We start from the raw sequence: 25905 nt of genomic DNA on the forward strand, positions 1-25905 counted from the left end.
TGGCGGCATGAAAATCCTCGTGACTGCATTTGACGCCTTCGGCGGAGAAAGCATTAACCCTACAGAACAAGCGCTGGAGCTATTACCAGAGGAGGTTGGGGGAGCGGAGCTTGTCAAGACGGTGATTCCGACCAAGTTTGGGGAATCCCTGCGCCGAGTAATTGCACTCGCAGAGGAATCATCAGTCGATGCAATTGTGTGCTTGGGACAGGCAGGCGGCCGGAAACATATCACCCCGGAGCGAGTCGCCATTAATGTGATGGATGCCGAGATTCCTGATAACGCGGGTTATCAGCCAGTGGATGTACCGGTCGTGGAGGGTGGCCCAGCGGCGTATTTTTCCACGCTACCAGTAAAGGAAATGGTCGCGGCGATGGATGATTGTCCGGCGCGGGTGTCGAATACGGCGGGGACTTTCGTGTGCAATCAGCTCCTGTATGGTCTCCTGCATCACTTCGCAGGGATGGAGGTGCGCGCGGGATTTGTACATGTTCCCTATATTGAGGAGCAGAACAAAGCGGATAAGCCCATGATGGCGCTAGCTGAGGTAGTCGAGGGGATAAAGCGGGCACTCTGGGCGGTGCAGGCTAGTTAGGGTAGCCTTTGTGGCTTTTTGAACCAGCGAAATATAGATTTATGGATATGTCTCGCTTTAGCCCTCTCAACTGGCCGGTTGTGCGCCAGCTGCGCAGCGGCGATCCCTTTGGCAGGGACGTCAATACGCAGTCTCAAAAGAGCAAGGATAAACATGGACGCACCGTGGAAGCGGACCGCGTGGTGCAGTCAGTGTGCCCGTACTGCGCGGTCGGTTGCTCGCAGCGCGTGTATGTCAAAGATGACCGTGTCATCCAGGTAGAGGGTGATCCGGATTCGCCCATTTCTCGTGGGCGCTTGTGCCCGAAGGGATCTGCGTCGGAGCAGCTAATTAACTCCGCTACGCGCCTGACCAAGATTAAATATCGCGCGCCTTACTCTTCGCAGTGGCAGGACCTTGATGAAGATACCGCGATGGAGATGATTGCGGATCGTTTCTTGGAGGCGCGTCGCAACGGTTGGCAGGATGTCGACGATGAGGGCCGCACCCTCAATCGCACGATGGGCATCGCCGGTTTGGGCGGTGCGACCTTGGATAATGAGGAAAATTACCTCATCAAGAAGCTATTTACCGCCGCTGGTGCGATACAGCTTGAGAACCAGGCGCGCATATGACACTCTGCCACCGTTCCTAGTCTAGGAACTTCGTTTGGCCGCGGCGGCGCAACCCAACCGCTGCAGGATATGGCGAATGCGGACTGCATCGTCATTGAGGGTTCTAATATGGCCGAGTGCCACCCAGTGGGATTCCAGTGGGTGGTGGAAGCCAAGAAGCGTGGGGCACGCATCATTCACGTGGATCCGCGCTATACGCGTACGTCCGCGTTTGCGAATCGCCACATTGGTATTCGCGGTGGCACGGATGTAGTGCTATTGGGTGCAGTGATTAATTATCTGCTGGAAAATGAGCTGTACTTCCATGACTATGTGGTGGCGTATACCAATGCGCCGATGATTATCTCGGAGGACTACCAAGACACCGAGGATCTAGATGGTTTGTTCTCTGGCTATGACCCAGAGACCGGAAAATACGTCACGGATTCGTGGCAGTACGTGCAGAAGCTCGAGGGTGCGTCGTGGAATGTGGAACGCGATGAATCGCTGGAGCATCCCAATTCGGTTTTCCAGATTCTCAAGCGCCATTACGCACGCTATACGCCTGAGATAGTGGAGGAGACCTGCGGTATTGCGCAAGAGGACTTTTACTACCTTGCGGAGTCGATTGCGCAAAATTCCACGCCGGATCGCACCACGTGCTTTGCTTATGCTTTGGGCTTTACTCAGCACACTCTGGGTGCGCAGTTCATTCGTACCGCGGCAATTTTGCAGCTGCTGACCGGTAATGTGGGCCGACCCGGCTCGGGCATTATGGCGTTGCGTGGACACGCGTCTATTCAGGGGTCTACCGATATTCCGACGCTGTTCCATTCGCTGCCGGGGTATTTGCCTATGCCGGGCGTCGACAAGCAAAGCTGGCCTGAGTATGTAGATGGCATCCGCAATGAGTCGCAGAAGGGCTTCTGGCAGATCGGAGAGAACTATGCGGTCTCGCTGATGAAGTCCTACTGGGGCGATGCAGCGACCAAGGAAAACGGGTGGGGTTATGACCTCATGCCGCGTATTTCTGGTGCGCATTCGACCTATGAAACGCTCATGGCAATGCTGGATGAGCAGGTGGAAGGCTATTTTGTCTTCGGCCAGAATCCGGCAGTGGCGCAGTCTAATGGCGGCATGCAGCGCCGTGGTTTGGCGGCGCTAAAGTGGCTGGTTGTGCGCGATTTCCAGGAGATTGAGACTGCCTCGTTCTGGAAGGATTCGCCGGAGATTAAAAACGGCGAGCTCAAGACCGAAGATATCGGTACCGAGGTTTTCTTGATGCCGGCGGCAACCCACGTGGAAAAGGCCGGTACCTTCACCCAAACCCAGCGCATGTTGCAATGGCGTTTCCAGGCGGCACCGCCGCCAGGTGATGCCAAGAGTGACCTGTGGTTCTTCTACCAGTTGGGCAAGAAGATTAAGGAGCGTCTGCGCGATTCCACTGATCCGCGAGATCTGCCTTTGCAGAAGGTCACGTGGGATTATGTGGAAACCGAGGAAGGTGAGCCGAATTCTGAGGACGTCCTCAAGGAGATCAACGGTTATTACCTTGAGGGCCCGAAGAAGGGCGAGCTTTTGCCTGCCTTCGTGGAGATGAAAAATGATGGCAGCACCTCGGGTGGCTGCTGGATCTACACTGGCGTGTTCAAGGACGGTATTAATCAGTCCGCGCGCAAGGTTCCTGGGTCGGAACAGAATGAAGTAGCCCCGGAGTGGGGTTGGGTGTGGCCGGCAAACCGCCGCCTGCTCTACAACCGCGCTTCGGCGAAGCCGGATGGCACTCCGTGGTCGGAGCGCAAGAAGTATGTGTGGTGGGATGCTGACAAAGGAAAGTGGGTTGGCGATGACGTGCCGGACTTCCCGGTTACTAAGGCCCCTGACTACAAGGCTCCGGTCGACGCCGTGGGGCCGGACGCCCTCGATGGTACCGATGCCTTCATCATGCAGGCTGATGGCCGCGGTTGGCTCTTTGCGCCGACCGGGCTTTCCGACGGCCCTTTGCCCACCCACTATGAGCCGCACGAGTCCCCGGTACACAATGTGCTGTACAAGCAGCAGCAGTCGCCGACGCGTCTGACTATTAAGCGTCCAGATAACCTGTCGCGTCCAGAACCGGGCGAGCCGGGCGCGGAGGTTTTCCCGTTCGTCTTTTCTACGTATCGCCTCACGGAGATGTATACCTCGGGTGCGATGTCACGCCGTTTGCCGTATCTGGCGGAACTGCAGCCAGGCCTATTCTGCGAGGTTGATAAGGCCTTGGCAGAAAAGCGTGGGCTAGAAAATGGTCAGTGGGCCACGATCGTCTCGCCTCGCGGCGTGATTGAGGCGCAGGTCTTGGTCACTGACCGCATGCAGATGATGAAGATCAATGGTGAGGAGTTCCACCAAATCGGTTTGCCGTATCACTATGGCGAGTCCGATTCCACAGCCGTAGCTGGCGATGGTGCCAATGATTTGCTGGGCCTCACGCTGGAGCCGAACGTATTCATTCAGAATTCCAAGATTGGCGCCTGCGATATCCAGCCGGGGCGTCGTCCTCGTGGTGAGGCCCGTGTGGAGATGCTCAAGGAGTACCAGAAGCGTGCGCACCTGAATCTGGATTCCGGTAATGATCTGCTCACTGTGGATGATTCCTTCACTTATAACCCAGAGCCGCAGCAGCCCGTGGATGCGGACACGCCAGGCGAGAAGGGCGAGGAAAGCGAAGAAGGTAAGTAAATGACAAATCTACTGACCGAGAACGCGAGCCGGCACGGCTACGATAAGTACCGCCGCATGGCCTTTTTTACCGATACCTCCATTTGTATTGGTTGTAAGGCCTGCGAGGTGGCGTGCAAGGAGTGGAACCGCAATCCGGTAGAAGGCTATGACGTCACCGGCGATTCCTATGACAACACCGGTGCGCTGGGAGCTAATACTTGGCGGCACGTGGCCTTCGTGGAACAAAATAATGACCGTATCGAGCACGCCCGCGAGGAGGGAAAGAAGCTCATTTCTTTGGGCATGCCTTCGGTCGGGGCGCAGCCGCAAGAAGTTGATACCACTCCGCCAGATACCGATACCTTCCGGTGGCTGATGTCCTCGGATGTCTGCAAGCACTGCACGCATGCAGGTTGCCTTGATGTCTGTCCTACCGGCGCACTGTTTCGCACCGAATTTGGCACTGTGGTAGTGCAAGATGACGTGTGCAATGGCTGCGGGACATGCGTAGCCGGTTGCCCGTTCGGTGTCATTGAACGCCGCGATGATGGCGGTGTGGCGCTGAAATATGACAAGACCGCCACGGTGGATTACGTCGATAATTCCCATGCTGGCGTCAACGTGTTGAAAAAGCTCAAGCAGCTTGCCCCGCAAGGCCCGGACCATACACCGGGCGAGGCGATGCCGATCAAGAACTTGGGCGTGGCCCAGAAGTGCACTATGTGCTATGACCGCTTGAAGCAGGGCGAGCAGCCAGCGTGTTCTAAGACCTGCCCGACCGATTCCATCCAGTTTGGCCCTTATGAGGAGATGGTGGCAGCCGCCAAGGAACGCGTGCGGGTACTGCACGAGCAGGGGATTACCGAGGCCCGGCTTTATGGCGCTAACCAAGACGATGGTGTCGGCGGAACCGGTTCCATCTTCTTGCTTTTGGATTCGCCAGAGGTCTATGGGCTTCCGCCAGATCCACGCGTGCCGACGGCGGATTTGCCGCAGATGTATAAGACCGCAGTGAAGGCTATCGGCGGTATGGCGCTGGCCGTGGCCGGTTCCTTCCTGATTGGGGGACGTAAATGAGCAACTTTGATGAGTACCGCCCGCCGCAGCCGGAGCGTCGTAATCGCTACCGGAAATTTGATGGCACCAAGCCTAAAAAGAAGCGCAAGCGCCCAGGCGCGGGCGCGCAGGATGGTTCCAAAGAAGAGCGCATGGCGCAGGATTTCGAGTTCTCGTCCTACTACGGCCGGCCAGTGGTTAAGGCGCCGCCGTGGGAATGGCCAATCGGTGCGTATCTCTTCTTGGGCGGCGTCAGTGGCGGATCGGGGCTTTTGGCCGCCGGCGCACAGGCCGTGGGCAATGCACCGCTGCGTCGTACCACCCGCCTTTCTGCCTTTGGCGCGGCGGCCGCGGGATCAGTCTTTTTGATTCTAGATTTGGGCCGCCCGGAGCGCGCGCTGAATATGTTCCGCGTCTTCAAGGTGACCTCGCCGATGTCTCTGGGATCGTGGATCCTGTCGGGTTTTGCGAGCGCGGCCGCGCTGCCGGCCGCAGCGGAAGTGGATGCAGCGACTGTGCATAAGCTGCCCCTGCCTAAGTTCGTGCGCACGGCGCTGCAGAAAGCGGCTGGACCAGCTGGCGCAGTCGCGGGAATGCTCGGTGGTCCGCTGGCGGGGTATACCGCGGTATTGCTGTCGAATACCTCGAACCCGGTGTGGAATGACATGAAAAAGCACCTGCCGTATGTCTTTGTTTCCTCGGCAGCGGCGGCGTCATCGGGAATGGCTATGGTGACGACTCCGGTCGAGCACGCAGGTCCTGCCCGCGTGTTGGGCATGGCCGCTGCGGCCAGCGATCTAGCGGCGACCAAGGTCTTGGAAGAAGGCATGGAGCCTGAACCGCGCCAAGCACTGCACGAGGGAAAGCCGGGCACGCTGATGAAGGCTTCGGAATACCTCATTGCGGCCGGTGGCGTGGGGAGCATGCTGGCTGCGGCCACAAAGTCCCGCGCGGTATCGGTGGCCGCGGGGCTATCGCTATTGGCGGGATCGGCGTGCACCCGCTTTGGTGTGCTCAACGCCGGCCTAGAAGCAGTGAAGAATCCGGAGACTACCATCGGGCCGCAAAAGCGCCGGGCGGAAAAGCGCCGGCGCGAGCAGGGTCTCGACCACGATGTAGTGAGCCCGGACTAGTCCACCTCCCGTAGGCCGGGAGCGAGTTCCGCGCCGATATCTTCCCTGCGTTGTTGCTCGGCTGCGGAGCAATAAAAGTGCCGGTCGGTGGACCCGAAGGGAAGGGGAACATGCGCTTGGCGATGCCCCTCGGTTGCACACCCCATCAACCCCAGCGCGGCTAGGGGCGCCGGGGAAGGAGAAATTTTAGGCCTTGATATAAGCATCGCCGGAGCGCTCGGTGGTGTGGCCGATGACGGGGTAGCCGGGTACCTCGCCGATAAGGAGGAGGCCGCCGGAAGTTTGGGCGTCGGCAAGCAGCACCAGCTCTTCCTCGCTCAAGGAGGTTTCTAGGTGCGGGCGTACCCAGTCGAGGTTGCGGCGGGAGCCACCGGGGATGAATCCTTCCGCCAAGGCCTCTTTCGCGCCGTCGATGGTGGGCACAGCGGAAAAGTCGAGCTCCGCGGCGATGCCAGAGGCGCGGCACATCTTATAAAGGTGGCCGAGCAGGCCGAAGCCGGTGACATCGGTGGCCGCACGCACGCCCGCCTCCACCGCGGCACGGGCGGCCTCGCGGTTCAAGGTGGTCATGGAATCGACTGCGGCTTGGGATACCTCGCCGGTGGCCTTGTGTTTATTGTTAAGGATGCCTACGCCGATGGGCTTGGTGAGGGTAATGGGCAGGCCGGGCTCGGCGGCGTCGTTACGCATGAGCTTTTCGGGCGCGACGATACCGGTGGCGGCCATGCCATAGATCGGTTCAGGGGCGGTAATGGAATGGCCGCCGGTAACAGAGATGCCCGCTTCAGTGGCTACGTCCATGCCGCCGTGCAAGACCTCGCGCAGCACGTCGAGTCCGAGCTTTTCATTGGGCCAGCCTACGAGGTTGATGGCGGTAACGGGGGTGCCGCCCATGGCATAGACATCAGAAAGCGCGTTGGCCGCAGCCACTCGCCCCCAATCGTAGGGGTCATTGAGCATCGGGGTGAAAAAATCCGCGGTGGAAATAACTGCTAGACCATCCTGGATTTTGACTGCCGCAGCATCATCGCCATCATCTAGGCCCACCAGTACATTAGGGTCGGCCTTGCCTATCAGGCCCTCGACGGCAGACTCAAGCTGGCCAGCGGGAATCTTGCAGGCGCAACCGCCGCCTGCGGCGAAAGAGGTGAGCTTAATTTCTTCGGTCATAGCGCCATTTTACTCATCTCCAGAGAGTATCTGGCTGCAAAGCTAGGGCGGGAACCCGCTTGCGGCGGCGTGTGGCGATAGGACAGAGGGCGCCGAGGTTTCGCCTTCGAGGGGCTTGGTGGACGTAGGGATGACAGGTGTATTGGCGCCGGCGAATGCGCGTGTAAGGTGAGCACACGGAGGCGTACGTGTCCTGGTGGGCGCCCCGGTCTTCAAAACCGGTGAGGCCGAGCATCTCGGTCTGGCAGGTTCGATTCCTGTCCGTCTCCGCCATTCGCGCGCAAGGAGGAATGCCACAGTGCCCACGCCCACCCCTGCAGCCAGCCCCGATCCCCGTCGGAATATTCCCCGCATGGATGAGCTGCTCCAGCTGCCAGAAGTAGAAACCGCGCGACAGCGCCTTGCCGAGCACCCCATTCGTGCAATTGTTCAGCGCACAGTTGCCCAAGCACGCCGCGGCGAGCTGCCTATCAACGATATCCCCACAGAAATTGCGCAACGCCTGGGGCAGCAGAGGGTGCATTCCCTGCGGCCGGTCATCAACGCCACCGGCGTCATCATCCATACCAACTTAGGGCGCGCCCCTCTTCCGGGAGCCGCAGTAGAGGCCCTTCATGACGCCGCCTCTTATACCGACGTGGAAATGGACCTTGATTCTGGCAAGCGCTCGAAAAACCGCGGAGCTGGCGCCACGGCTGCGCTGCTTGCGGCCTGTCCCGGTGCAGAAGATGCCCTCGTGGTCAATAACGGCGCCAGTGCCTTGCTCTTGGCCACTGCCGCACTCGCCCCGGGCAAAGACGTCATCATTTCGCGCGGCGAACTTATTGAGATCGGTGCGGGCTTTCGTTTGCCGGAGCTCATCGAGTCTACGGCCACGCGCCTCAAGGAAGTCGGCGCGACTAATCGCACGCATCTGGCCGATTATGAGCGCGCGCTGGGGGAAAATACCGGCGCCATTTTGAAGGTGCACCCTTCTAACTTCCGCATTGAGGGCTTTACCTCCGCAGTCGGCGTGGATGAGCTGCACCGCCTAGCAGCGCAGCACCATGCGCGGCTCATTGTGGACCTGGGTTCTGGTTTACTAAATCATGATCCCGCGCTGCCAGAGGAACCAGATATTCAGGCCCAGCTGCGCGCCGGCGCCGATATCGTCATTGCCTCCGGCGATAAGCTACTCGGCGGCCCGCAGGCAGGAATTTTGCTCGGTACCAAGGAGGCGATTGCTGCGGTGAAAAAGCACCCACTTGCGCGCGCCGTGCGTATAGACAAGCTGCGCCTCAACGCCTTGGAGGCTGCCATTTCCACGCCTTCGAATGCGGTGCAAGATGCACTGCATCTGGACAGGGAGACCCATCGCGCGCGCACGGAAGCGATAGCGGAGGCAGTCGGTGCGCGCGTAGTGCCCCACGATGGCCGCGTAGGCGGTGGCGGGGCGCCCGAATACCCGCTACCCGGTTATGCGGTTAGCCTGCCAGAACACTTTGCGGACGCGCTTCGCCACCACGAACCACCGGTGGTAGCCCGGGTGCATCAGGGCAACTGCTTAGTGGATATACGCTGCGTTCCCGCAGACCAAGACGCCGTGGTCATTGCCGCGATTAAGGCGGTGGGCTAGGTGTACGTCGTTGCTACCGCCGGCCATGTAGACCATGGCAAGTCCACCTTGGTGCGCGCACTTACGGAGATGGACCCGGACCGGTGGGAAGAAGAGAAGCGCCGCGGGCTCACCATTGACCTAGGATTTGCCTGGACCACCTTGCCCTCTGGTGCAGATGTGGCTTTCGTGGACGTGCCCGGCCATGAAAAATTCTTGGGCAATATGCTTGCCGGCGTGGGCCCAGCCCCAGTGGTCCTTTTCGTTGTGGCAGCTGATGAGGGGTGGCAAGCCCAGTCCACCGATCATCGCGATGCCTTGCGCGCCCTGGGCGTAGAGCATGGAATTATCGCACTTACCCGCAGCGACCGCGCCACCGTAGATCGAACCGCCGAGATCCGTGCGGAGCTGGCAGATACCCCGCTTGCCGACGCCCCCATTATCCCCGTCTCCGCCCCCACCGGCGAAGGCATCGCAGAGCTGCGGCGGGCGCTGGATGATGTGCTTGCTGAAGTACCTGCTCCCGATCCGACAGCCCCAGTGCGCCTGTGGGTCGACCGGGCGTTTAGCGTGAAGGGAGCGGGCACCGTGGTCACCGGAACACTCGCCGCGGGCAGCTTGCGCGTAGGCGATAGCCTGCAGGTGGTGACAGCTGAGGGCGAAAAGACGGTGGAAATTCGGGGACTGCACAGCGAAAATAGCGCACAGGAATCCCTTGGCCCTGTCACCCGCGCTGCCGTCAACCTGCGGGGAGTAGATGCCGCCGAGATACACCGCGGCGACGTAGTGCTGAGCCCAGGCGCATGGCGACTGGTGGAGCACCTCGATATTCGCCGCACCTTTGGCGCCGAGCTCGATGGGCTGCCAGATAACCTCGTCGTCCACACCGGTACCGCCGGGGTAGAGGGCCACTTGCGGCCCCTTTCGCCCGATTTCGCGCGCCTTAGCTTGGCTCATCCGCTGCCCCTTCAGCTCCTCGACCGCTTCGTCGTCCGCAGCCCCGGCGGTCGCCACGTCGTCGCCGGGGTAGAAGCAGTAGATCTCCGCCCGCCGGAGCTTAACCGTCGCGGTGCCGCTCGCCGTCGCGCAGAAGAACTCAGCGCGCAGGAGTCATTTAGGGATCCTGCATCCTATCTGTGGCGCGTCGGCTACGCCCGCTTGGATGACCTCGCCCGCGATGGCTTCGATACTGCCGCGCCACCCGCAGGCATCATCGCCTTCCGCGAGTGGTGGATAGCCGCTTCCCAGGTAACACGGTGGAAGGAAGCACTCAACGATGCTCTGCATGCCCACGCTGCCGCACATCCCTTGGCGCCGGGAATGCCTCGCAAGGCGGCCATGGATGCCCTCGGCATGCGCGACGAAGGATTGCTAGGGCTTGCGATCGCCGCTGCGAAGGCAGAAAGCAGTGAGGGAGTGCTTCGTCTGCCTGGGCAACGGGTGGATCTCGGCGCGGCTGAGCAGGGCATTGCTGTTATCGAGAAGAGACTTAAAGCGTCACCCTTTGCGGCACCAGAGGCAGATGATTTAGCGGAGCTGGGTCTGGGTACCAAGGAGCTTGCTGCCGCTGAGCGCGCCGGGCGCCTGTTGCGTCTTCAGCACAGCATCGTGCTTTTGCCCTCGGCACCAGAGGAAGCGCGTCGGTACTTGGCCGAGCTGGAACAGCCCTTCACGCTTTCTGCTGCCCGCCGGGCCTTGGGGACGACGCGACGGGTAGCCATTCCGCTCCTGGAATATTTAGATGCCCAGCGGATTACTCGCCGCGGGGAGGGAGGCTGCAGAACCTTGCGCTAGCAAGGACACTTTGGCGGGGCCGGTAGCTATTTGCGGTGGTTTCCTCCGCGGTGGTGGGAAGTCTCGCGTGCTACGCGCCGAGCCCGCACGCGCGCGGATTCGGAAGAATAACGGCCTGGTTCCTCGGCTACCGGGAGCACGCGCCAACTAAAACTCTGCTCGCCTGGGACAGAGGAGACCAATTCTGCAAGCTTGGCGCTGGCTTTAGGCGGCGTGGCCGAGTGAGCAGTTTGTTGTGGCGAAGCCGTCTGGGAAGGCGCAGCGGGTGCGGCTGGCTGCGCGTGCGGTCCTTGCGGACGACGCGAGCCCGTGGGAAGTGCAGTGACGATGGTCTCGCCGGATACTGTGTGATCCCAGACTTCGGGCTGTGTGGGCATGGATGCAGGTGCGGCGGCAGGAATTGCAGGTTGGGGAGCAGGCACGCGCAATGGTGGGACGGCGGGGGAGAAGATTTCCTCGGTGGTGGCCGTATCAGCGGGGATATCGACTGCAAGCATGCCGTGGCTCGTGTAGGCACGGGCGGACAGCCCCGCTCCGGAGGCACTAGCAGCCTCGAATGCGGCACGCAGACCAGGCAGCGAGGCGATATCGCCGCAGGGGCCGAGAACCATATCGTCGCAGGTAGCCACAGCCGTACCGGAAAGGTCTTCCAGGGTAACGAAGAATTGTTGCGTACCCATGCGTTGCAGCTGGGGGGAGGAAAGGTCGCCAGCGGCGACGTCGATAAGCACGCCTCGTCCACCGGCTAGCAGCGCGGTTCCTTGGGGCTGGTCATTGACCGGAACCATCCAAGGCCACAAGCCAAGGGACACGGCAACCTCCACCTCGCCGTCAACTACTTCCACTGTGGCAATAGTCTGTGGCTGGGCAAACGAGTTTTTCAAACGCTCTAGGGCGGGATATTCCGCGGCTTCGACCTCGTCCAAAAAACCTAGGAAGCCGAAGTCTGAGCGGATGCGCCAGCCGTTGGTGTAGGTATCGGGTTCTAGGGAGACATCGACAAGCGCTGCGTGCTCGGACACGCCGGGGATACTCAACGCGGTGCCCAGCACGGGGTGCTCAAGGACTGCGACATGCTCCACGCCGAAGTAACTAGTCGCGAGCGGGTAAAGCGCCATAGAAAGTCACTCCCAAGGTTAAAGGCCGGTAAACAATGCTGAGCCCATTTTACGCATATGGGGGTAAGGCTGATGCCAGCTTTATATCCAGCGAGTTTTTATTAATGTGTAGACAGCTCTTTCAAAGTGACGCCTGAAAATAGAATAGGAGTAGAACCATCTCTTCTTCACCGTCTTCTTCATCCCGCCCTGTGCGCGGGGTAAATAGCTCGGAAGAAAGTAAAAAACGCACCCGTAACGCCAAGCGCATTCTCAAAGACATTATGTACCCGCATAATATCCACCCTGCGCTGGTGCCGGGCGTTTCCATTGAGGATCAGAAGGTTAAATATGGAGTGGATAAGCCGATCCTTGTGGCGGTCGGCGGCCTGGTCATGGCCTTCGTCATTTGGGGTGTGGTTGCGCCCGAGCAAGTCTTTGATGCCTCTTCGGCCGCGCTGGATTGGGTAATGCGCAACTTGGGTTGGAGTTTTACTGCCTTGGCTACGTTCCTGATGTTTTTGCTCCTCATCTTGGCCTTTTCCAAGTACGGCAAGATTCCACTGGGGCTCGATGGGGAGAAGCCAGAGTTTTCCACGGTGAGCTGGGCTGCGATGCTCTTTGGTGCTGGCATTGGTATCGGCATTATTTTCTTCGGCCCCTTCGAACCGCTGAGCTACTACCTTTCGCCGCGCCCGGGCGCGTACGAGGCGGCTAGCGATGAAGCCGTGCTTGGGGCAATGGCTCAGGCCGCAATGCACTGGGGATTTAATGCTTGGGCAATCTATGCCATCGTGGGCTTGTGCGTGGCCTATGTGTCTTTCCGCCGCGGCCGCGTTCCCCTGATGAGTTCCATTTTGATGCCGCTTTTTGGCAATCGTTCTACGGATTCCCTGCCGGCGCGCATCATCGACGGCCTGGCCATTATTGCCACGCTCTTTGGTACCGCCGCGACCTTGGGCATTGGTGCGCTGCAGATCGGCCGCGGCGTGGAATTGGTTAGCGGCTGGTCCACCACCGGCAATACTGCGGCGCTGGTCATTATCGTGGTGCTGTCTATCGGCACGATTTTTTCGGCCGTTTCGGGCGTGGCTAAGGGCATTCGTTGGCTCTCAAATATCAACCTGGTGCTAGCGCTTGCGCTGGCGCTGTTCTTCTTCGTGGTAGGTCCCACCGCTTTCTTGATCAACATGTTGCCGGCAGTGGTGATTGAGTATCTTGATGAGATGCCGCAGATGCTCTCTGCCAATATGGGCGAAGGCGAAGATATGGTGGCATTCCTCTCCTCATGGACCACCTTCTACTGGGCTTGGTGGGTATCGTGGTCACCGTTTGTGGGTGTTTTCGTAGCCAAGATTTCGCGCGGGCGTACCATCCGCCAATTCGTGCTTGGCGTGCTGCTTATTCCATCGGCCATCATTGTTGCTGCCTTTACCATTCTTGGTGGCACCACCATTTGGCTGCAGCGCCGCGATGGCGATATCGCCCCGGACGGCACTATTGACTCTATGCCGGCGGCAGAAGATATCTTCTTTAAGGTCCTGGACCATTTCCCAGGTGCAGAGTGGATGGCACCCATTGTCATTCTCATGCTGGTTGTCTTCTTCATTACCACGGCGGACTCCGCATCCATTGTGAACTCGCAGCTCACGCAGCGGGGTAACCCCAAGCCAAACCCTATTGTTACCGTCTTTTGGGTGGTGTGCATGGCCGGCATCGCCGTGGTCATTTTGCTCGCTGGCGGACGCAATGCGCTGCAGGGCCTGCAGAATCTTATTACGATTACCTCTCTGCCATTTGCGGTCATCATTGTGCTTATGTGTATCGCGCTGGTGCGCGAGCTGCGCCATGATCCAATCTCTATCCGTCACTTCTACGAGGATGAGGCGGTTTCTAATGCGATTGTGCGTGGCGTGGGCGATTATGGCGATAATTTTGCCTTGTCCATTGAACCGACGGAGGGGGACTATGCAACGGGCGCGCACTTTAACTCCACTGCAGCAGAGGTGACCGATTGGTACGCGCGCACGGACGAGGAAGGCCACGCTGTGGGCTATGACTACGAGACAGGCGAGTACGTGGATAATGATCCTTCTATCAAGAATGGCGAATTTATCTCTCCTGTGCCTGAGGACAAAGATGAGGGTTAATACCTGATAATTATTATCAGGTATGGTGCCAGCTATGACTCTTAGTACCTTTGTTTTCGCCTTCGCCTTGGTGCTGCTTTCGGGGCTATCGACCTCGATTGGCGGAGCCTTGGCGGTGGGAAAGCGCCAGCCGGGCTCGGCTTTCATGGCTGCAGCTCTAGGTCTTTCGGCCGGTGTGATGCTCTACGTCTCCTTCATGGAGATTCTCCCCGAAGGCATGTCCCAGCTTTCCGACGCCCTCGGGGGAGAAACCGCTGGCACCTGGGCCGCCGTCGGTGCCTTCTTTGCTGGCATTGCCGTTATCGCCATCATTGACCGGCTCGTGCCGGAAGAGATCAATCCCCATGAGCCGGCTACGACGGCCGAAGAGGCCCGCCGCAAAAAGCTGATGAAAACTGGCGTATTTACCGCCTGCGCGCTGGGGCTGCACAATTTTCCGGAAGGATTCGCCACCTTCTTATCCGGCCTAGAGTCTAAGGAAATCGCGGTGCCGGTGGCGGTGGCAATCGCCATTCACAATATCCCGGAAGGCATCGCGGTGGCCGTCCCGCTGCGGGAGGCAACCGGATCACGCACGAAGGCCTTTTGGTGGGCCACCTTGTCTGGGCTGGCGGAGCCGATTGGCGCACTCATTGGTTTCGGCATTCTCATGCCGGTGATTGGGCCGGCCACGATGGGAATCAGCTTCGCCGCCATCGCCGGCATCATGGTCTTTATCTCACTGGATGAGCTTTTGCCCACCGCCGAAGAAACCGGCGAGCATCACCACGCCATTTATGGCCTGATCGCCGGCATGGCCGTAATGGCGGTTTCGCTGATGCTATTTATGTAGCAGGCCTACTGTGCTTGAAGCCTAAGCCTCTGCCGGCGTGGAAGAGGTGCTCGAGGACTTGCCAAAGGAAGCTTTGACTGCCATGACGATGGTGGCGATGACCGTGCCGAGAACCAGGCCGCAAACCATAGACATGCCGGTCTCTGCCAGCCAAGCCAGGGCGCCATTAGAAATCTTTTCGGTCACGGAAGCGATGAATTCGTGCGGCTGATTCATGCCGAATTCGTGCAAGCCCTTGACCACGATATGGCCGCCGACCCATAGCATCGCGGCGGTGCCGATGATGCCGATAATATCGAGCACAATGGGCATGCCTTTGACAAGCGCGTTGCCCACCGTGGACTTGCCGTTGTGGCGCTCATTTAAAGCCATGCCAATATCGTCCATCTTGACCAATAGGCCCACGGCGCCGTAGACACCCAAGGTCAATATGATGCCGACAAAAATGAGGGCCCCGAGGCGCATCCAGAACGGCTGGTCGATGACCTCGTTCAAGGAAATGACCATGATTTCAGAGGATAAGATGAGGTCAGTGGTAATCGCGGACTTGACCAAGCTGTCTTCGGCGTCGGCACCCTTTTCTTGCACCGACTCGGTTTCTTTCTCTCGGTGGGGAAGAAGGTGGTGCAAGATTTTCTCGGCACCCTCGAAACAAAGGTAGGTACCGCCGCACATCAAGATAGGCGTGAGTGCCCACGGGGCGATCCAGGAGAGGATCATCGCGATGGGCAAGATGATAACGAGCTTATTGATAAGCGAGCCCTTGGTGATGCGCCAAATCATCGGCAGCTCGCGCTGCGGCTTAATACCTTCCACGTATTGCGGGGTTACGGCAGCATCGTCGACCACTACACCTGCGGCCTTTACCGAGGTTTTGCCCGCGAGGGCGGCCACATCGTCAACGCTGGAAGCAGCGGAGCGGGCGATCAAGGCGACGTCGTCAAGCAGTGCAAATAGGCCACCGGCCATAAATTATCCTTCTGGGGCTAGGGTAATGTCATCGGACCACGTCAAGTTTATCCCTTGATGTGCTAGCCAAGCCATCGCATCGTCACCACTGCGAGTAATGCCTTCTACGGCGGTTAGGGTGGTGTCGATCGCTCTTTCTGCCTCCTCGGCAGTAATCAAGCCAGCGGAGGTGGCGGCAGAGAGCTCATCAATATCGAGCACGGAAATGGGCTCGCCGCTCGTTGCGACCAGGTCCACATAAAGATCGCGGGTGGTCCAGACCGCACCATCGCGCTGGATTTCGGCAACGTCGATATAAAAATCCTGGTGGACGTCTACGCCCGGACGGAAGTGAAAGATATTGGCACGCAGGTTAAGGCCGGGTAGCAGCCACGATTCTAGGTAACCAAAGCGTGGGTGATCGGCGCCGCGGGCCATGTACAGACCAAACTCGGTTTCGGTGTAGGTATCGACCTCGCGCAGGAAACCTTTGGGGTCGGTATTGGTGTAATCGGCGGTATTAAAGGTCTCGCGCTTGACCGGATGGAGGTCCGCCGCCATTTACTTCACCTCAAGGAAAGCGGCAGTGGGGGCGAATTTGCAGTGGGATTCTTGAGTATTAACGCCGCCGGTTAGCAGCGCGATGACGGTACCCTTGCCGGTCTGGGCGGTGCCGGACAAGGTAGTGGGGCCATCCTGGTTGATGCCATTGTTATTCAGCGGGGTGATGCCGCTGCGCAGGGTATCCAGGTTGAACCACTGCACATTCATTCCGCCCTGCTCGCGTGCGGCCGGAGGGGTACCAAGAGCAGTAAAGAGGAAGACGGTTTCGCCCGGTTTTGCGCCGGGTGCCGGCATTTCCGTGGGGCCAGGTACGGCAATGGCCGAGCCCATGGCATCGCTGGTGCCGCCGATGCAATGCGCGGAGACCGTGGGCCAATAAAACTGGCGGAAATTCGGGTTATTGCCCTCCGGCATAGCCACGCCGCCCTTGCCATCGCCGCCGCCGGCGAAGAACGCGAGGCCCGAGAGAATAGCGTTGCGAACATCCTCGGGAATCCACGGTTGAGCCGCGAAGGCGCGGATGCGATCTTGGGTTTCCTGATTGGGGCGGCCTAGCTCGTCCAGCGGGCTATGGGAAGAAGCCTGCTGCACCAGGGAAGAAAGGTCTGGTGCAGATGCTTGCGCTGGGGCGACGAGTGGGGAGGCGAGGCCGATGAGCGCGGCCGTGGCGGCGGAAATATAACCGATGCGGCCGGATAGGCGCCAGGTGGTGCGGGCGTTGCTCACGTTATCAATTCCTTGGGTGCGGTCTCGGTCAGGGCATTCAAACCCCATTAGTCACAATCGTAACAATAGTACCTAAAGTAACGATAGTGATAGCTAGGGAGGTGTCAAGTGTGTTTGCGATCTATAAGAATCTTCGCTCGCCCTATACGGCGCGTTACCGGGTAAAGCCAACCCCAATGCTGCACTTGGCCCTTTAAGGGGGTATCGTGGGAGCTCGTTCAAGATCAATTTCGCGCGCGTAAGCGCTGTAGATCCTCCGAAGGAGAACCCCACTAGTGAGTAATACCGAGTTCCGTAATGTTGCCATCGTCGCGCACGTTGACCATGGCAAGACCACCCTGGTCAACGGCATGCTGGAGCAGTCCGGCGCCTTTGGTGACCACGGTGAACACACGGACCGCGTCATGGACTCCAATGATCAGGAGCGCGAGCGCGGCATTACCATTCTGGCCAAGAACACGGCCATTCATCGCAAGGGCCTGGGCAAGGACGGCCAGGACCTGATTATTAACGTCATCGACACCCCAGGCCACGCCGACTTCGGTGGCGAGGTCGAGCGCGGTATTTCTATGGTGGATGGCGTCGTCTTGCTCGTCGATGCCTCCGAGGGACCGCTGCCGCAGACCCGCTTCGTGCTCACCAAGGCGCTGGAAGCCAAGCTGCCGGTTATCATCTGCGTGAACAAGACTGACCGCCCGGATGCCCGCATTGACGAGGTTGTCTCCGAGTCCCAGGACCTGCTGCTGGAAATCGCCGCCGGCCTGGAAGATGAAGAAGCCGCAGCCGCCGCCGAGGAGCTGCTGGACCTGCCGGTTCTCTACGCTTCCGGCCGCGCCGGCGTTGCCTCCACCGAGAACCCGGGCGATGGCAACGTCCCTGAGGGCGAGGATCTGCAGCCGCTTTTCGACGTCATCTATAACGTTCTGCCAGAGCCTTCCGCTACCGTCGACGCCCCACTGCAGGCGCACGTGACCAACCTGGACGCCTCCGACTTCCTGGGCCGTATCGCGCTGCTGCGTATCTACGCCGGCCGCATTAAGAAGGGCCAGCAGGTGGCCTGGATCCACTACGACGAGGATGGCAACCAGCACACCAAGACCGTGAAGGTCGCCGAGCTGCTGCGCACCGTCGGCTTCGAGCGTCAGCCGGCCGAGGAAGCCATCGCCGGTGACATCGTGGCTATCTCCGGCATTTCTGACGTCATGATTGGTGACACCATCGCCGATCCGGAGCACCCTGAGGCTTTGCCGCGCATCACCGTAGACGAGCCGGCCATCTCCATGACCATCGGCGTGAACACCTCCCCGATGGCAGGCCAGGGCGGCGGCGATAAGCTCACCGCGCGTATGGTCAAGGCCCGCTTGGAGCAAGAGCTCATCGGTAACGTTTCCCTGCGCGTGCTGCCCACCGAGCGCCCCGACGCTTGGGAGGTCCAGGGCCGTGGCGAGATGGCGCTGTCCGTGCTTATTGAGTCCATGCGCCGCGAAGGCTTCGAGCTGACGATTGGCAAGCCGCAGGTTGTGACCAAGGAAATCGACGGCAAGACCTACGAGCCATACGAGATCCTCACCATTGACTCCCCGTCCGAGCACCAAGGTGCTATCACCCAGCTGCTGGCCGCCCGCAAGGGCCAGATGCAGGCCATGGATGTGCGCGAGGGCGACTGGGTACGCATGATCTTCCGCGTTCCTGCCCGTGGCCTCATCGGCTTCCGCACCCAGTTCATGACCGAGACCCGCGGTGCCGGTATCGCTAACTCCATCTCTGACGGCCTGGATGTCTGGGCCGGCGATATCAAGTCCCGCCCGACCGGTTCCCTGGTGGCTGACCGCACCGGCCAGATCACCCAGTACGCGCTGACGCAGTTGGCTGACCGCGGCAACTTCTTCGTCGAGCCGGGCGCCGAGGCTTATGAGGGCATGGTCGTTGGCGCCAATAACCGTGATGAGGATATTGACATCAACATCACCAAGGAAAAGAAGCTGACCAATATGCGCTCCGCTACTGCGGAGGCCACGGTCACCCTGGCCAAGGCACACACCCTTTCCTTGGAAGAAGCACTGGAATTCTGTGGCAACGACGAGTGCGTCGAGGTCGCCCCGGACGTCCTGCGCGTGCGCAAGGTAGAGCTTTCCGCTACCGACCGCAAGCGTGCCGCCGCCCGCGCGAAGCAGATGAATAAGTAGTGAGCACCACCTTAGGTGGTAGTGATTGCCGCTGAAGTGGCAACCACCGCCGCTACTGCTGCCGCCTCCTCTACTACGGCCTTAACCGCTGAGGAGGCGGTTTTGTCATATGTCACCTCCTTTTTGATCTCCTGAATGCGTGCCCGCATTTCCCGTCGCTTCATGCCCTCCGCATCATTTTTGAGCAGAGTATAGGCACCGGAGACTTCGCGGAGGATATCGAGGATGATGACGTCATTGACCTCGGCTGGACGTTGTGCTTCCAGCACCGCGACCAGCCGCTCGCGCAGTTGGTGCTCTAATTCCAAGTCCGTCATGATGTAGCGGTCGCCGCCCCATTGCCACCACTTGGCTTTTTCTATGTCGAGCTGGCCATTCGCGTGGAAATCCAAGGCGATGATTTCCCGTGGGGTAAACCAAGAAGCTGCCAAGAGCTCCTTCGTACTGGCGGTCTCGCGCTGCTGTAACTCCTCCCATGCCCAGGCCAAAACTGGGTTCTTCGGGCGCTGGGTGGTAGTTACTACCTTTTTCTTTTCCGCAAGTTCGACGTGCCCGCCCAGCAGTAGGTCCGCGAGGACGGTAGCGCGTAGGGCGGCCTCATTATTGGACACCCAGTCTTCTTTCTTGCCATTGTCTTTAGTTAATAGCAGGAACATTTCTTGGCAAATCAGCATGGTGCCTCCCTCAAAGTTGCGGTCTGAGCCTGAGTCTAGCGCCGAATATCTTCGTTCCGGCGGGGTAGAGGGACTAAAGTAGTCCGCGATGAAAAAGAATCCGGCTTCAACAAGGCGCGCGGCGTCGGCAATGGCGGCGGTGCTGAGCGCCGCTAGCCTTGTTTTCTTAAGCGCTTGCGCGGCTAACCCTGGCCCTCCACCGGTGGTGGAGGATAATGCCTCCGCGCTGCAAGAGGATCAGGCCACCACCACTGCAAAACAGCAAGAAGAGCTACCCCAAGACGCCGATTCCGCCAAGCGTCCTACTATCTCAGTGGGCGTAGATCCCTTGCGCGCGGGCTTAAACCCTCACCTGGTGGCCAATAACTCCGAGCTGGTGGACCAGATTGCGGAACTGGTGTTGCCTTCAACCTTCCACGGCGGTCAGAGGGACGCCGATATCTTGGAGTCCGCCGCCGAGGTCAACGCCCCCAAGGGGGTGGCGCAGCGGGTGCGCTATGTTATTGCTTCACCTGCGCAGTGGTCAGATGGTACGCCCATCTCTGGCGCGGACTTTAGCTACTTGTGGAAGCAGATGACCACGACCGCCGGTGTACGAGATCCCGCTGGCTACCACGCCATCTCGGCCGTGAATACCTCTGATGGTGGTCGCGTAGTCACGGTGGATTTTTCCCAGAAAGTTAAGGACTGGCACCTGCTCTTCCATAACCTACTGCCTTCGCACTTGCTGCAAGATGATAATTTCGGCTCTGCATTAGCGGATAAGATTCCAGCATCGGCCGGACGCTTCCTTGTTGATAGCGTGGACCGCGGCCGCGGAGTCATTACCTTGAACCGAAATGATCGGTTCTGGGGCGCTAATCCGGCCCAAGTGGATGTCATCCAGCTCAGTGAGGTGCGCGATAGCACCCAAGCGCTGAATATGCTGCGCTCCGGACAGATCGGATTCGCGGACTTTACTCCGGACCAAACCTCAGAGGAGGCGTTGGGTCTTTTAGGACATGTCTCTGAAAAAGCACTTACTCGCCCACGCCAATTGCGCCTGCATATGTCTACTGCAGAAGGCGCATTGGAAGAAAGGGCAGAGCGCCGCGGATTGGCCTCACTGATTGATACGGATCAGGTCGCCCGCTTGGCCACCGGCCGCGCTTCCAATCTGGAGCCCGGACATAACCCTATAAGCAAAGACACGGATCTTACTGCGTTGCGCGCACGCGCCAGCAAAAAACCGATTCGCTTTGCGGTAGATCCTACTAGCCCCACTGCCTTGGCCGCGGCAAATACCCTCTACGATGTTCTGGAAGCCCACGGGATAGATGCCGAGGTGGTTTCCGAGCGCCTGACCACAATAACCTCCAAGCTTTTGCCAGAAGGCGATGTGGATGCCGTGGTTACTTGGGAAGATATCTCCTTGAGCTCGTTGGCGGCGGCAAATATCTTTAGCTGCGATAATAAACAACCACTGGCAGGCGATTTGTCCGGAATCTGTCCGGAGAATGCGGACGAGATTCGCGAGGAAATCTTGTCCGGGACCATGAGCCCGAAGGAGGCGCTCGGCCGCATTCGAGAAGTGAACTCTAAAGAAGCGCTCTACGTGCCGTTGATGGATGAGACGCGTATCCACGCGCTCGGGAAGGGTATTGTAGGCCCCGGCCAAAGCATTGATGATTGGGACGGGGGTCTTATCACCGCGCCCCGCTGGAGGATAGATGAAGACTAAGGATTTAACCGGCTATCGCGTGGTGGCAGTCCATGCCCACCCGGATGATGAAACCCTTTTTATGGGCGGTACCCTGGCGAGCCTCGCCGCACGCGGCGCCGAGGTCACCGTTATTACGCTCACCTTGGGCGAGGACGGCGAGGTTATTGGTGAGCCCTACCAGGGCCTGGCCGACCATGATCAGCTCGGCGGCTTTCGCGCTCGCGAATTGGCTAACGCACTGGAGGCTCTTGGAGTAAAGGGAATCCAGCTCGGCGGCTTCGGTCACTTCCGTGACTCCGGCATGGCGGGCTCACCCTCCCACGAAGATTCGCGCGCGCTGGTCAATCGCATCGAGGAGGCGGCCGATTTCCTGAGCGACGAGCTCGAGACGATTAAGCCCCACGTCATCTTGACCTACGGGCCTGATGGCGGTTACGGCCACCCGGACCACATTGCGGTGCATAAGGCGGTAATGAAGGCGGCGTCGCCAAGCACACGCATTTGGTACGGCATTTTTGAACGCGCCGCTAACTACGGCGGCCTGGAAACCCTCGATGCCCCAGCTGGATGGACCAAGCCCAGCCAGGAGTACTTGGACAATTTCACCAACGAGGGTGCTGATGTCACTGTCGCTCTTTCTGACGCCGCCTTGGACGCCAAAGGCCGCGCCATGCGCGCTCACGCCTCCCAAATTTGGTTGGCCGATGGCTCCACCACCCGCACCAATCCCGCGTCCGCTGTGGCCGCGCTCCATGAACCTGAGCGCGTGCCCGGCGCCTTTGGCCTGTCCAATCTGCTAGTTATGCCGCTGCTGCCTGCCGAATACTTCCAACTGGGTCAAGGCGAGCCGGCCGATGATTTGCTCGGTGGGCTGTGATGCGCACGGATTTTAGCCGCGGCGAGCAGGTAACCGGCCTGGTGTGGTTGGCTATTGGCGCGTTGCTTTCGGTATTTCTCGAGGTCATTTATCTCACCGCCCGCATCCCGCTATCCAATGGGGCGAGCGTAGCCTTTCCCATTACGATTGTGATCGCGTGGTGGTTCAACTCCGTGCTTACCCGCACCGCCCGCTTGTGGAGCCGCACGCCGGTAGTCAGCGCCATCCCGCTCATCGTATGGTGCTTGGGCTTTTTCGCCTTCATGCTGATGGTGCCAATGACTGGAGACATGCTCTTGGCCAATAATATTCTCAGTCTGCTCCTTCTTTTGGCGGGAATAGGCGGCGGCGTTTGGCCATTTTTCAAGCAGAAGTGACATACTATTAATCACCCCAAATCCTAGACATCAGGAAGTTTCAAGGAATCTCCATGACTTATACGATCGCACAGCCTTGCGTTGACGTAATGGACCGCGGCTGCGTTGAGGAATGCCCTGTTGATTGCATCTACGAGGGCAAGCGCATGCTCTACATCCACCCGGATGAGTGCGTGGACTGCGGCGCCTGCGAGCCGGCTTGCCCGGTCGAGGCCATCTTCTACGAGGATGACGTTCCCGATGAGTGGCTGGACTACAACGACGCCAACGCAGCCTTCTTCGATGACTTGGGCTCCCCAGGCGGAGCGGCGGCCCTTGGGCCACAGGACTTTGACGTCCCGATGATTGCCGCGCTTCCACCACAGAATCAGGAGTAAGACATGGCACGCACACCGCTAGGAAAGACGCTTCCAGACTTCCCCTGGGATTCGCTGGCCGGCGCCAAGAAGAAGGCCCAGGCCCATCCAGGTGGAATCGTTGACCTCTCGGTGGGCAACCCCGTTGACCCAGTAGCCCCAGGCGTGCAGCTTGCGTTGACCGCAGCCGCGCAGGCCTCCGGCTACCCGCAGACCGCCGGCACCCCGGAGCTGCGCGAGGCCATCGCCGCCGCGCTGACCCGCCGCTACAATATGCAGGTCGATCGCGTACTGCCGGTGGTTGGTACCAAGGAAGCCATCGCCTGGCTGCCCACACTTTTGGGCATGCGCGGCGAGACCGTCGCCTTCCCCTCGGTGGCCTATCCCACCTACGAGGTAGGCGCACTACTCGCCGGAGCCACTCCGCTGCGTGCGGATTCCGATTTCCAAGACGCCTCTTTAGTCTTTTTGAATTCGCCTTCCAATCCCACGGGCCGTGTGCTCGGGGTGGAGGAGCTGCGTCGCATCGTGGCGTGGGCGCGCGAGACCGGCGCCATCATCGCCTCCGATGAGTGCTATATGAGTTTGGGGTGGAATGACGATAATCCGCCGGTGTCCATCCTCGATCCGCGCGTGACCGATGGCGATAATACCGGGCTCATTGCCATGCATTCGCTATCCAAGACCGCGAATATGGCTTCCTACCGCGCCGGCTTCTTCGCGGGCGATAACGACCTCATCGACGAGCTGCTACTGCTGCGCAAGCACGCCGGCCTCATCGTTCCAGGGCCCATTCAGGCCGCCATGGTCGCCGCGCTTAACGACGACGACACCGAGACGCTTCAGCGCAACCGCTACGCCTCCCGTCGCGCGGTGCTCATGCACGCGCTTATCGACGCCGGCTTTACCATCGACCACTCCGATGCCGGCATGTACCTCTGGGCCACCCGCGGCGAGAATTGCCGCGAGACCATCGACTGGCTTGCCGAGCGAGGTATCCTCGCCGCCCCTGGTGACTTCTATGGCCCAGCTGGCGAGAAGCACGTGCGCATTGGTCTCAACGGCACCGATGAGCGCATCGATGCTGCAGTAGACCGCCTCGCCGGTGCCTAATTCCGGCAGGCCTCCCGCACGCGAGGGCATATCCCCGCGCAAGACGGTCCTGCGCGGCTACGTGCCCGAAAAAGGGGAGTACTTCGCCGCTCGCGCCGGCGATTCCCCTTATCCGCCTGGGGCTTTGCTGCCGGCTGGGGCCGAGCTGCCGCGTCCCGTGCCCGCCTGGTATCACCCGGCTGTGCCTGCCGAGCGCCCCATTCCTTTCGACTACTCAGTCATCTACGCCGACCGCGACCTCATCGTGGCCGATAAGCCGCACTTTCTGCCCACGACCACCAATGGCCGATTACAACGCGAAACTTTGCAAACCCGGCTGCGCGTGGATTTCGGTGAAGACGATATTGTGCCCCTCCATCGTCTAGACCGTCTGACCGCCGGCCTTGTGCTTTGTTCTCGCAATCCCGCCACTCGCGCCGCTTACCAGGGTATCTTTGGCAAGGGGAGTGCGGTGAAGAGGTATCGGGGCGTCGTCAAGCGGCCGCTTTATGTGGACCGGGAAATCACCCTGCACATGCACAAGCTCCGCGACTCACGCCAGGTGCTCGTTGCTTCCGATGGCACGCCCACCTCTACGTATGTGCGCGCCGCCGGCCGAGAGGTGACCATGTGGCCGCGCACCGGCCATACCCACCAACTGCGCGTGCTACTCAATTATCTGGGGCACCCGCTTCTCGGGGACGACACGTACCCCGCCCCGCGCAAGCTCGACCTCTATGATTTTCGCGCCCCGCTCGCCCTACTCCATGAGGCTATAACTTTTATAGATCCTCTATCACATTCCGAGCGTCAATTTTTTAGTTCCCAAGCCTTAAGAACTACAATCGAGTAGTTATTTAATCACTGGCTAGAAAGGCGGCCCATGGCAGACCTCAGCGTCGCGCGCTTTGTGTCCAATTTTGGGCAGTTTCTCAAATTCGGCATCGTTGGCGGTTCGGGAACCCTTGTGAACTTGGTTGCCTCAGTCATCGCCAAAAAGTGCGGCTGGGCGTTCTTCGAAGCGATGCCCAACGACCCCTTTCTGAATCTCTTTGGTACCCAATTCCACCTGCGTTGGTTCATGCTGTATTCCACCATCGCTTTCCTCGTAGCGAATACGTGGAATTACCAGCTCAACCGCATGTGGACCTTCAAATCCGTAACTAAGGTCTCTTGGCTGCGCGGTTTCTTCCCGTTCCTACTTACCGGACTCGGGGCATTCCTCGTTTCCCTTGCTATCCAGCACTTTTTAATGAATCCCACCTCGCCGCTGCACCTGCCGGCCGATATTCTGGATGACTCCAGCGGCCTGCGCACTATGTATTACTGGGCAAATGCGATTTCTATCATCGTGGCGATGCCTATCAACTTCGTTATTAACAAGCTGTGGACCTTCCGCTCGCAGCCGAAGACGCCTCAACTTGTCGAGGAAACCGAACCGGCCTAGCTAGGTCCCGTGTTCATTTTCATCCCCGCCGCCCTTCGCGCTCACCAGCGCAGGTTGGCGGGGATTTTCTTTCTCCCAGTGAGCGCGAAGGGGACAGTACCTCCCGTCGCGCTCACGGGGCAGATTCTAGTGGTCGTGGAAACACTTCCTATGTTTCGGTTGAGTTTATCAGTGCGGCCATTTTCTCGGCTGGTGTTTGAAAGCCCAGGGTTTTGCGGGGTCGGCGGTTGAGTTGCATG

General features: G+C 59.5%; 22 protein-coding genes and 1 tRNA gene. 17 read left to right on the forward strand and 6 right to left on the reverse strand.

What is annotated here, in order from left to right; all coding sequences use genetic code 11:
- Positions 1-7: 7 nt before the first annotated feature.
- From pcp to nrfD, 4 genes are read left to right on the forward strand one after another with little or no spacing between them, the layout of a single operon-like run.
- The gene (gene pcp, locus MHK05_RS05560; protein WP_239205344.1) at positions 8-595 is read left to right on the forward strand and encodes a pyroglutamyl-peptidase I; all 588 of its coding nucleotides are present in this window, start codon (positions 8-10) and stop codon (positions 593-595) included.
- A 47-nt stretch (positions 596-642) separates the two neighbouring features.
- Positions 643-3909 carry a formate dehydrogenase-N subunit alpha gene (gene fdnG, locus MHK05_RS05565; protein ID WP_239205346.1) on the forward strand — a complete coding sequence of 1089 codons (3267 nt, stop codon included), beginning with the start codon at positions 643-645 and terminating at the stop codon, positions 3907-3909.
- A complete protein-coding gene (locus MHK05_RS05570; protein WP_023021864.1) occupies positions 3910-4968 on the forward strand; it encodes a 4Fe-4S dicluster domain-containing protein in 1059 nt (352 codons plus the stop codon).
- Positions 4965-6080: an NrfD/PsrC family molybdoenzyme membrane anchor subunit gene (nrfD, locus tag MHK05_RS05575; protein ID WP_239205348.1), complete on the forward strand. Its 1116-nt coding sequence runs from the start codon at positions 4965-4967 to the stop codon at positions 6078-6080. Before MHK05_RS05570 ends, nrfD begins: the two co-directional genes overlap by 4 nt.
- Before the next feature lie 186 nt (positions 6081-6266).
- Here the strand turns inward: nrfD and selD are convergent, their stop codons facing one another.
- Positions 6267-7250, reverse strand: a complete 984-nt coding sequence (gene selD, locus MHK05_RS05580; RefSeq protein ID WP_239205350.1) for a selenide, water dikinase SelD — start codon at positions 7248-7250, stop codon at positions 6267-6269.
- 178 nt (positions 7251-7428) lie between these two features.
- Here selD and MHK05_RS05585 point away from each other — a divergent pair.
- The 3 genes from MHK05_RS05585 to selB all read left to right on the forward strand — a co-directional run bounded on the left by MHK05_RS05585 (position 7429) and on the right by selB (position 10638).
- Positions 7429-7523: transfer RNA gene (locus tag MHK05_RS05585), tRNA-Sec, on the forward strand.
- Positions 7524-7602: 79 nt separating this feature from the next.
- On the forward strand, positions 7603-8865 hold the full coding sequence (gene selA, locus MHK05_RS05590; RefSeq protein ID WP_239205392.1) for an L-seryl-tRNA(Sec) selenium transferase: 1263 nt from the start codon (positions 7603-7605) through the stop codon (positions 8863-8865).
- The gene (gene selB, locus MHK05_RS05595) at positions 8866-10638 is read left to right on the forward strand and encodes a selenocysteine-specific translation elongation factor (RefSeq protein WP_239205352.1); all 1773 of its coding nucleotides are present in this window, start codon (positions 8866-8868) and stop codon (positions 10636-10638) included.
- Positions 10639-10664: 26 nt separating this feature from the next.
- Here the strand turns inward: selB and MHK05_RS05600 are convergent, their stop codons facing one another.
- Positions 10665-11756, reverse strand: a complete 1092-nt coding sequence (locus tag MHK05_RS05600) for a hypothetical protein (protein WP_239205354.1) — start codon at positions 11754-11756, stop codon at positions 10665-10667.
- A 191-nt stretch (positions 11757-11947) separates the two neighbouring features.
- Here MHK05_RS05600 and MHK05_RS05605 point away from each other — a divergent pair, with 191 nt between their 5' ends.
- Positions 11948-13885 (forward strand): BCCT family transporter, encoded by a 1938-nt coding sequence (locus MHK05_RS05605; RefSeq protein WP_411338595.1) that lies wholly within the window; start codon positions 11948-11950, stop codon positions 13883-13885.
- Positions 13886-13919: 34 nt separating this feature from the next.
- The gene (gene zupT / locus MHK05_RS05610) at positions 13920-14717 is read left to right on the forward strand and encodes a zinc transporter ZupT (RefSeq protein ID WP_239205358.1); all 798 of its coding nucleotides are present in this window, start codon (positions 13920-13922) and stop codon (positions 14715-14717) included.
- Between the two features lie 21 nt (positions 14718-14738).
- On the opposite strand, the gene MHK05_RS05615 is transcribed toward zupT, so the two are convergent.
- The 3 genes from MHK05_RS05615 to MHK05_RS05625 are packed head-to-tail and all read right to left on the reverse strand — an operon-like array spanning position 14739 to position 17003.
- Complete coding sequence (locus tag MHK05_RS05615) at positions 14739-15686, reverse strand: DUF808 domain-containing protein (RefSeq protein ID WP_239205360.1); 948 nt, start codon at positions 15684-15686, stop codon at positions 14739-14741.
- A 3-nt stretch (positions 15687-15689) separates the two neighbouring features.
- Positions 15690-16226, reverse strand: a complete 537-nt coding sequence (locus MHK05_RS05620; protein ID WP_239205362.1) for a ribonuclease FAU-1 family protein — start codon at positions 16224-16226, stop codon at positions 15690-15692.
- Complete coding sequence (locus tag MHK05_RS05625) at positions 16227-17003, reverse strand: Rv1157c family protein (protein ID WP_239205364.1); 777 nt, start codon at positions 17001-17003, stop codon at positions 16227-16229.
- 227 nt (positions 17004-17230) lie between these two features.
- Here MHK05_RS05625 and typA point away from each other — a divergent pair, with 227 nt between their 5' ends.
- Positions 17231-19141, forward strand: coding sequence for a translational GTPase TypA (gene typA / locus MHK05_RS05630; RefSeq protein WP_239205366.1), 1911 nt, complete (start codon positions 17231-17233; stop codon positions 19139-19141).
- 11 nt (positions 19142-19152) lie between these two features.
- Here typA and MHK05_RS05635 read toward each other — a convergent pair whose 3' ends face one another.
- Positions 19153-19815 (reverse strand): GOLPH3/VPS74 family protein, encoded by a 663-nt coding sequence (locus tag MHK05_RS05635; RefSeq protein ID WP_239205368.1) that lies wholly within the window; start codon positions 19813-19815, stop codon positions 19153-19155.
- 88 nt (positions 19816-19903) lie between these two features.
- Here MHK05_RS05635 and MHK05_RS05640 point away from each other — a divergent pair, with 88 nt between their 5' ends.
- The 7 genes from MHK05_RS05640 to MHK05_RS05670 are packed head-to-tail and all read left to right on the forward strand — an operon-like array spanning position 19904 to position 25666.
- On the forward strand, positions 19904-21535 hold the full coding sequence (locus tag MHK05_RS05640) for an ABC transporter family substrate-binding protein (RefSeq protein WP_239205370.1): 1632 nt from the start codon (positions 19904-19906) through the stop codon (positions 21533-21535).
- Entirely contained in the window at positions 21525-22394 is an 870-nt protein-coding gene (locus tag MHK05_RS05645; RefSeq protein WP_200287786.1) for a PIG-L family deacetylase, read from the forward strand. Before MHK05_RS05640 ends, MHK05_RS05645 begins: the two co-directional genes overlap by 11 nt.
- On the forward strand, positions 22394-22771 hold the full coding sequence (locus MHK05_RS05650; protein ID WP_049361462.1) for a hypothetical protein: 378 nt from the start codon (positions 22394-22396) through the stop codon (positions 22769-22771). The genes MHK05_RS05645 and MHK05_RS05650 overlap by 1 nt, the downstream gene beginning before the upstream one ends.
- A 53-nt stretch (positions 22772-22824) precedes the next feature.
- Positions 22825-23148, forward strand: a complete 324-nt coding sequence (gene fdxA, locus MHK05_RS05655; protein WP_005327491.1) for a ferredoxin — start codon at positions 22825-22827, stop codon at positions 23146-23148.
- Positions 23149-23151: 3 nt separating this feature from the next.
- Positions 23152-24240: a succinyldiaminopimelate transaminase gene (gene dapC / locus MHK05_RS05660; RefSeq protein WP_239205372.1), complete on the forward strand. Its 1089-nt coding sequence runs from the start codon at positions 23152-23154 to the stop codon at positions 24238-24240.
- Entirely contained in the window at positions 24233-25072 is an 840-nt protein-coding gene (locus tag MHK05_RS05665) for a pseudouridine synthase (protein WP_239205374.1), read from the forward strand. The genes dapC and MHK05_RS05665 overlap by 8 nt, the downstream gene beginning before the upstream one ends.
- A 30-nt stretch (positions 25073-25102) precedes the next feature.
- On the forward strand, positions 25103-25666 hold the full coding sequence (locus MHK05_RS05670; protein WP_239205376.1) for a GtrA family protein: 564 nt from the start codon (positions 25103-25105) through the stop codon (positions 25664-25666).
- Positions 25667-25905 lie beyond the last annotated feature (239 nt).

Origin of the sequence: Corynebacterium nasorum (assembly GCF_022347325.1) — a bacterium.
GTDB lineage: Bacteria > Actinomycetota > Actinomycetes > Mycobacteriales > Mycobacteriaceae > Corynebacterium > Corynebacterium kefirresidentii.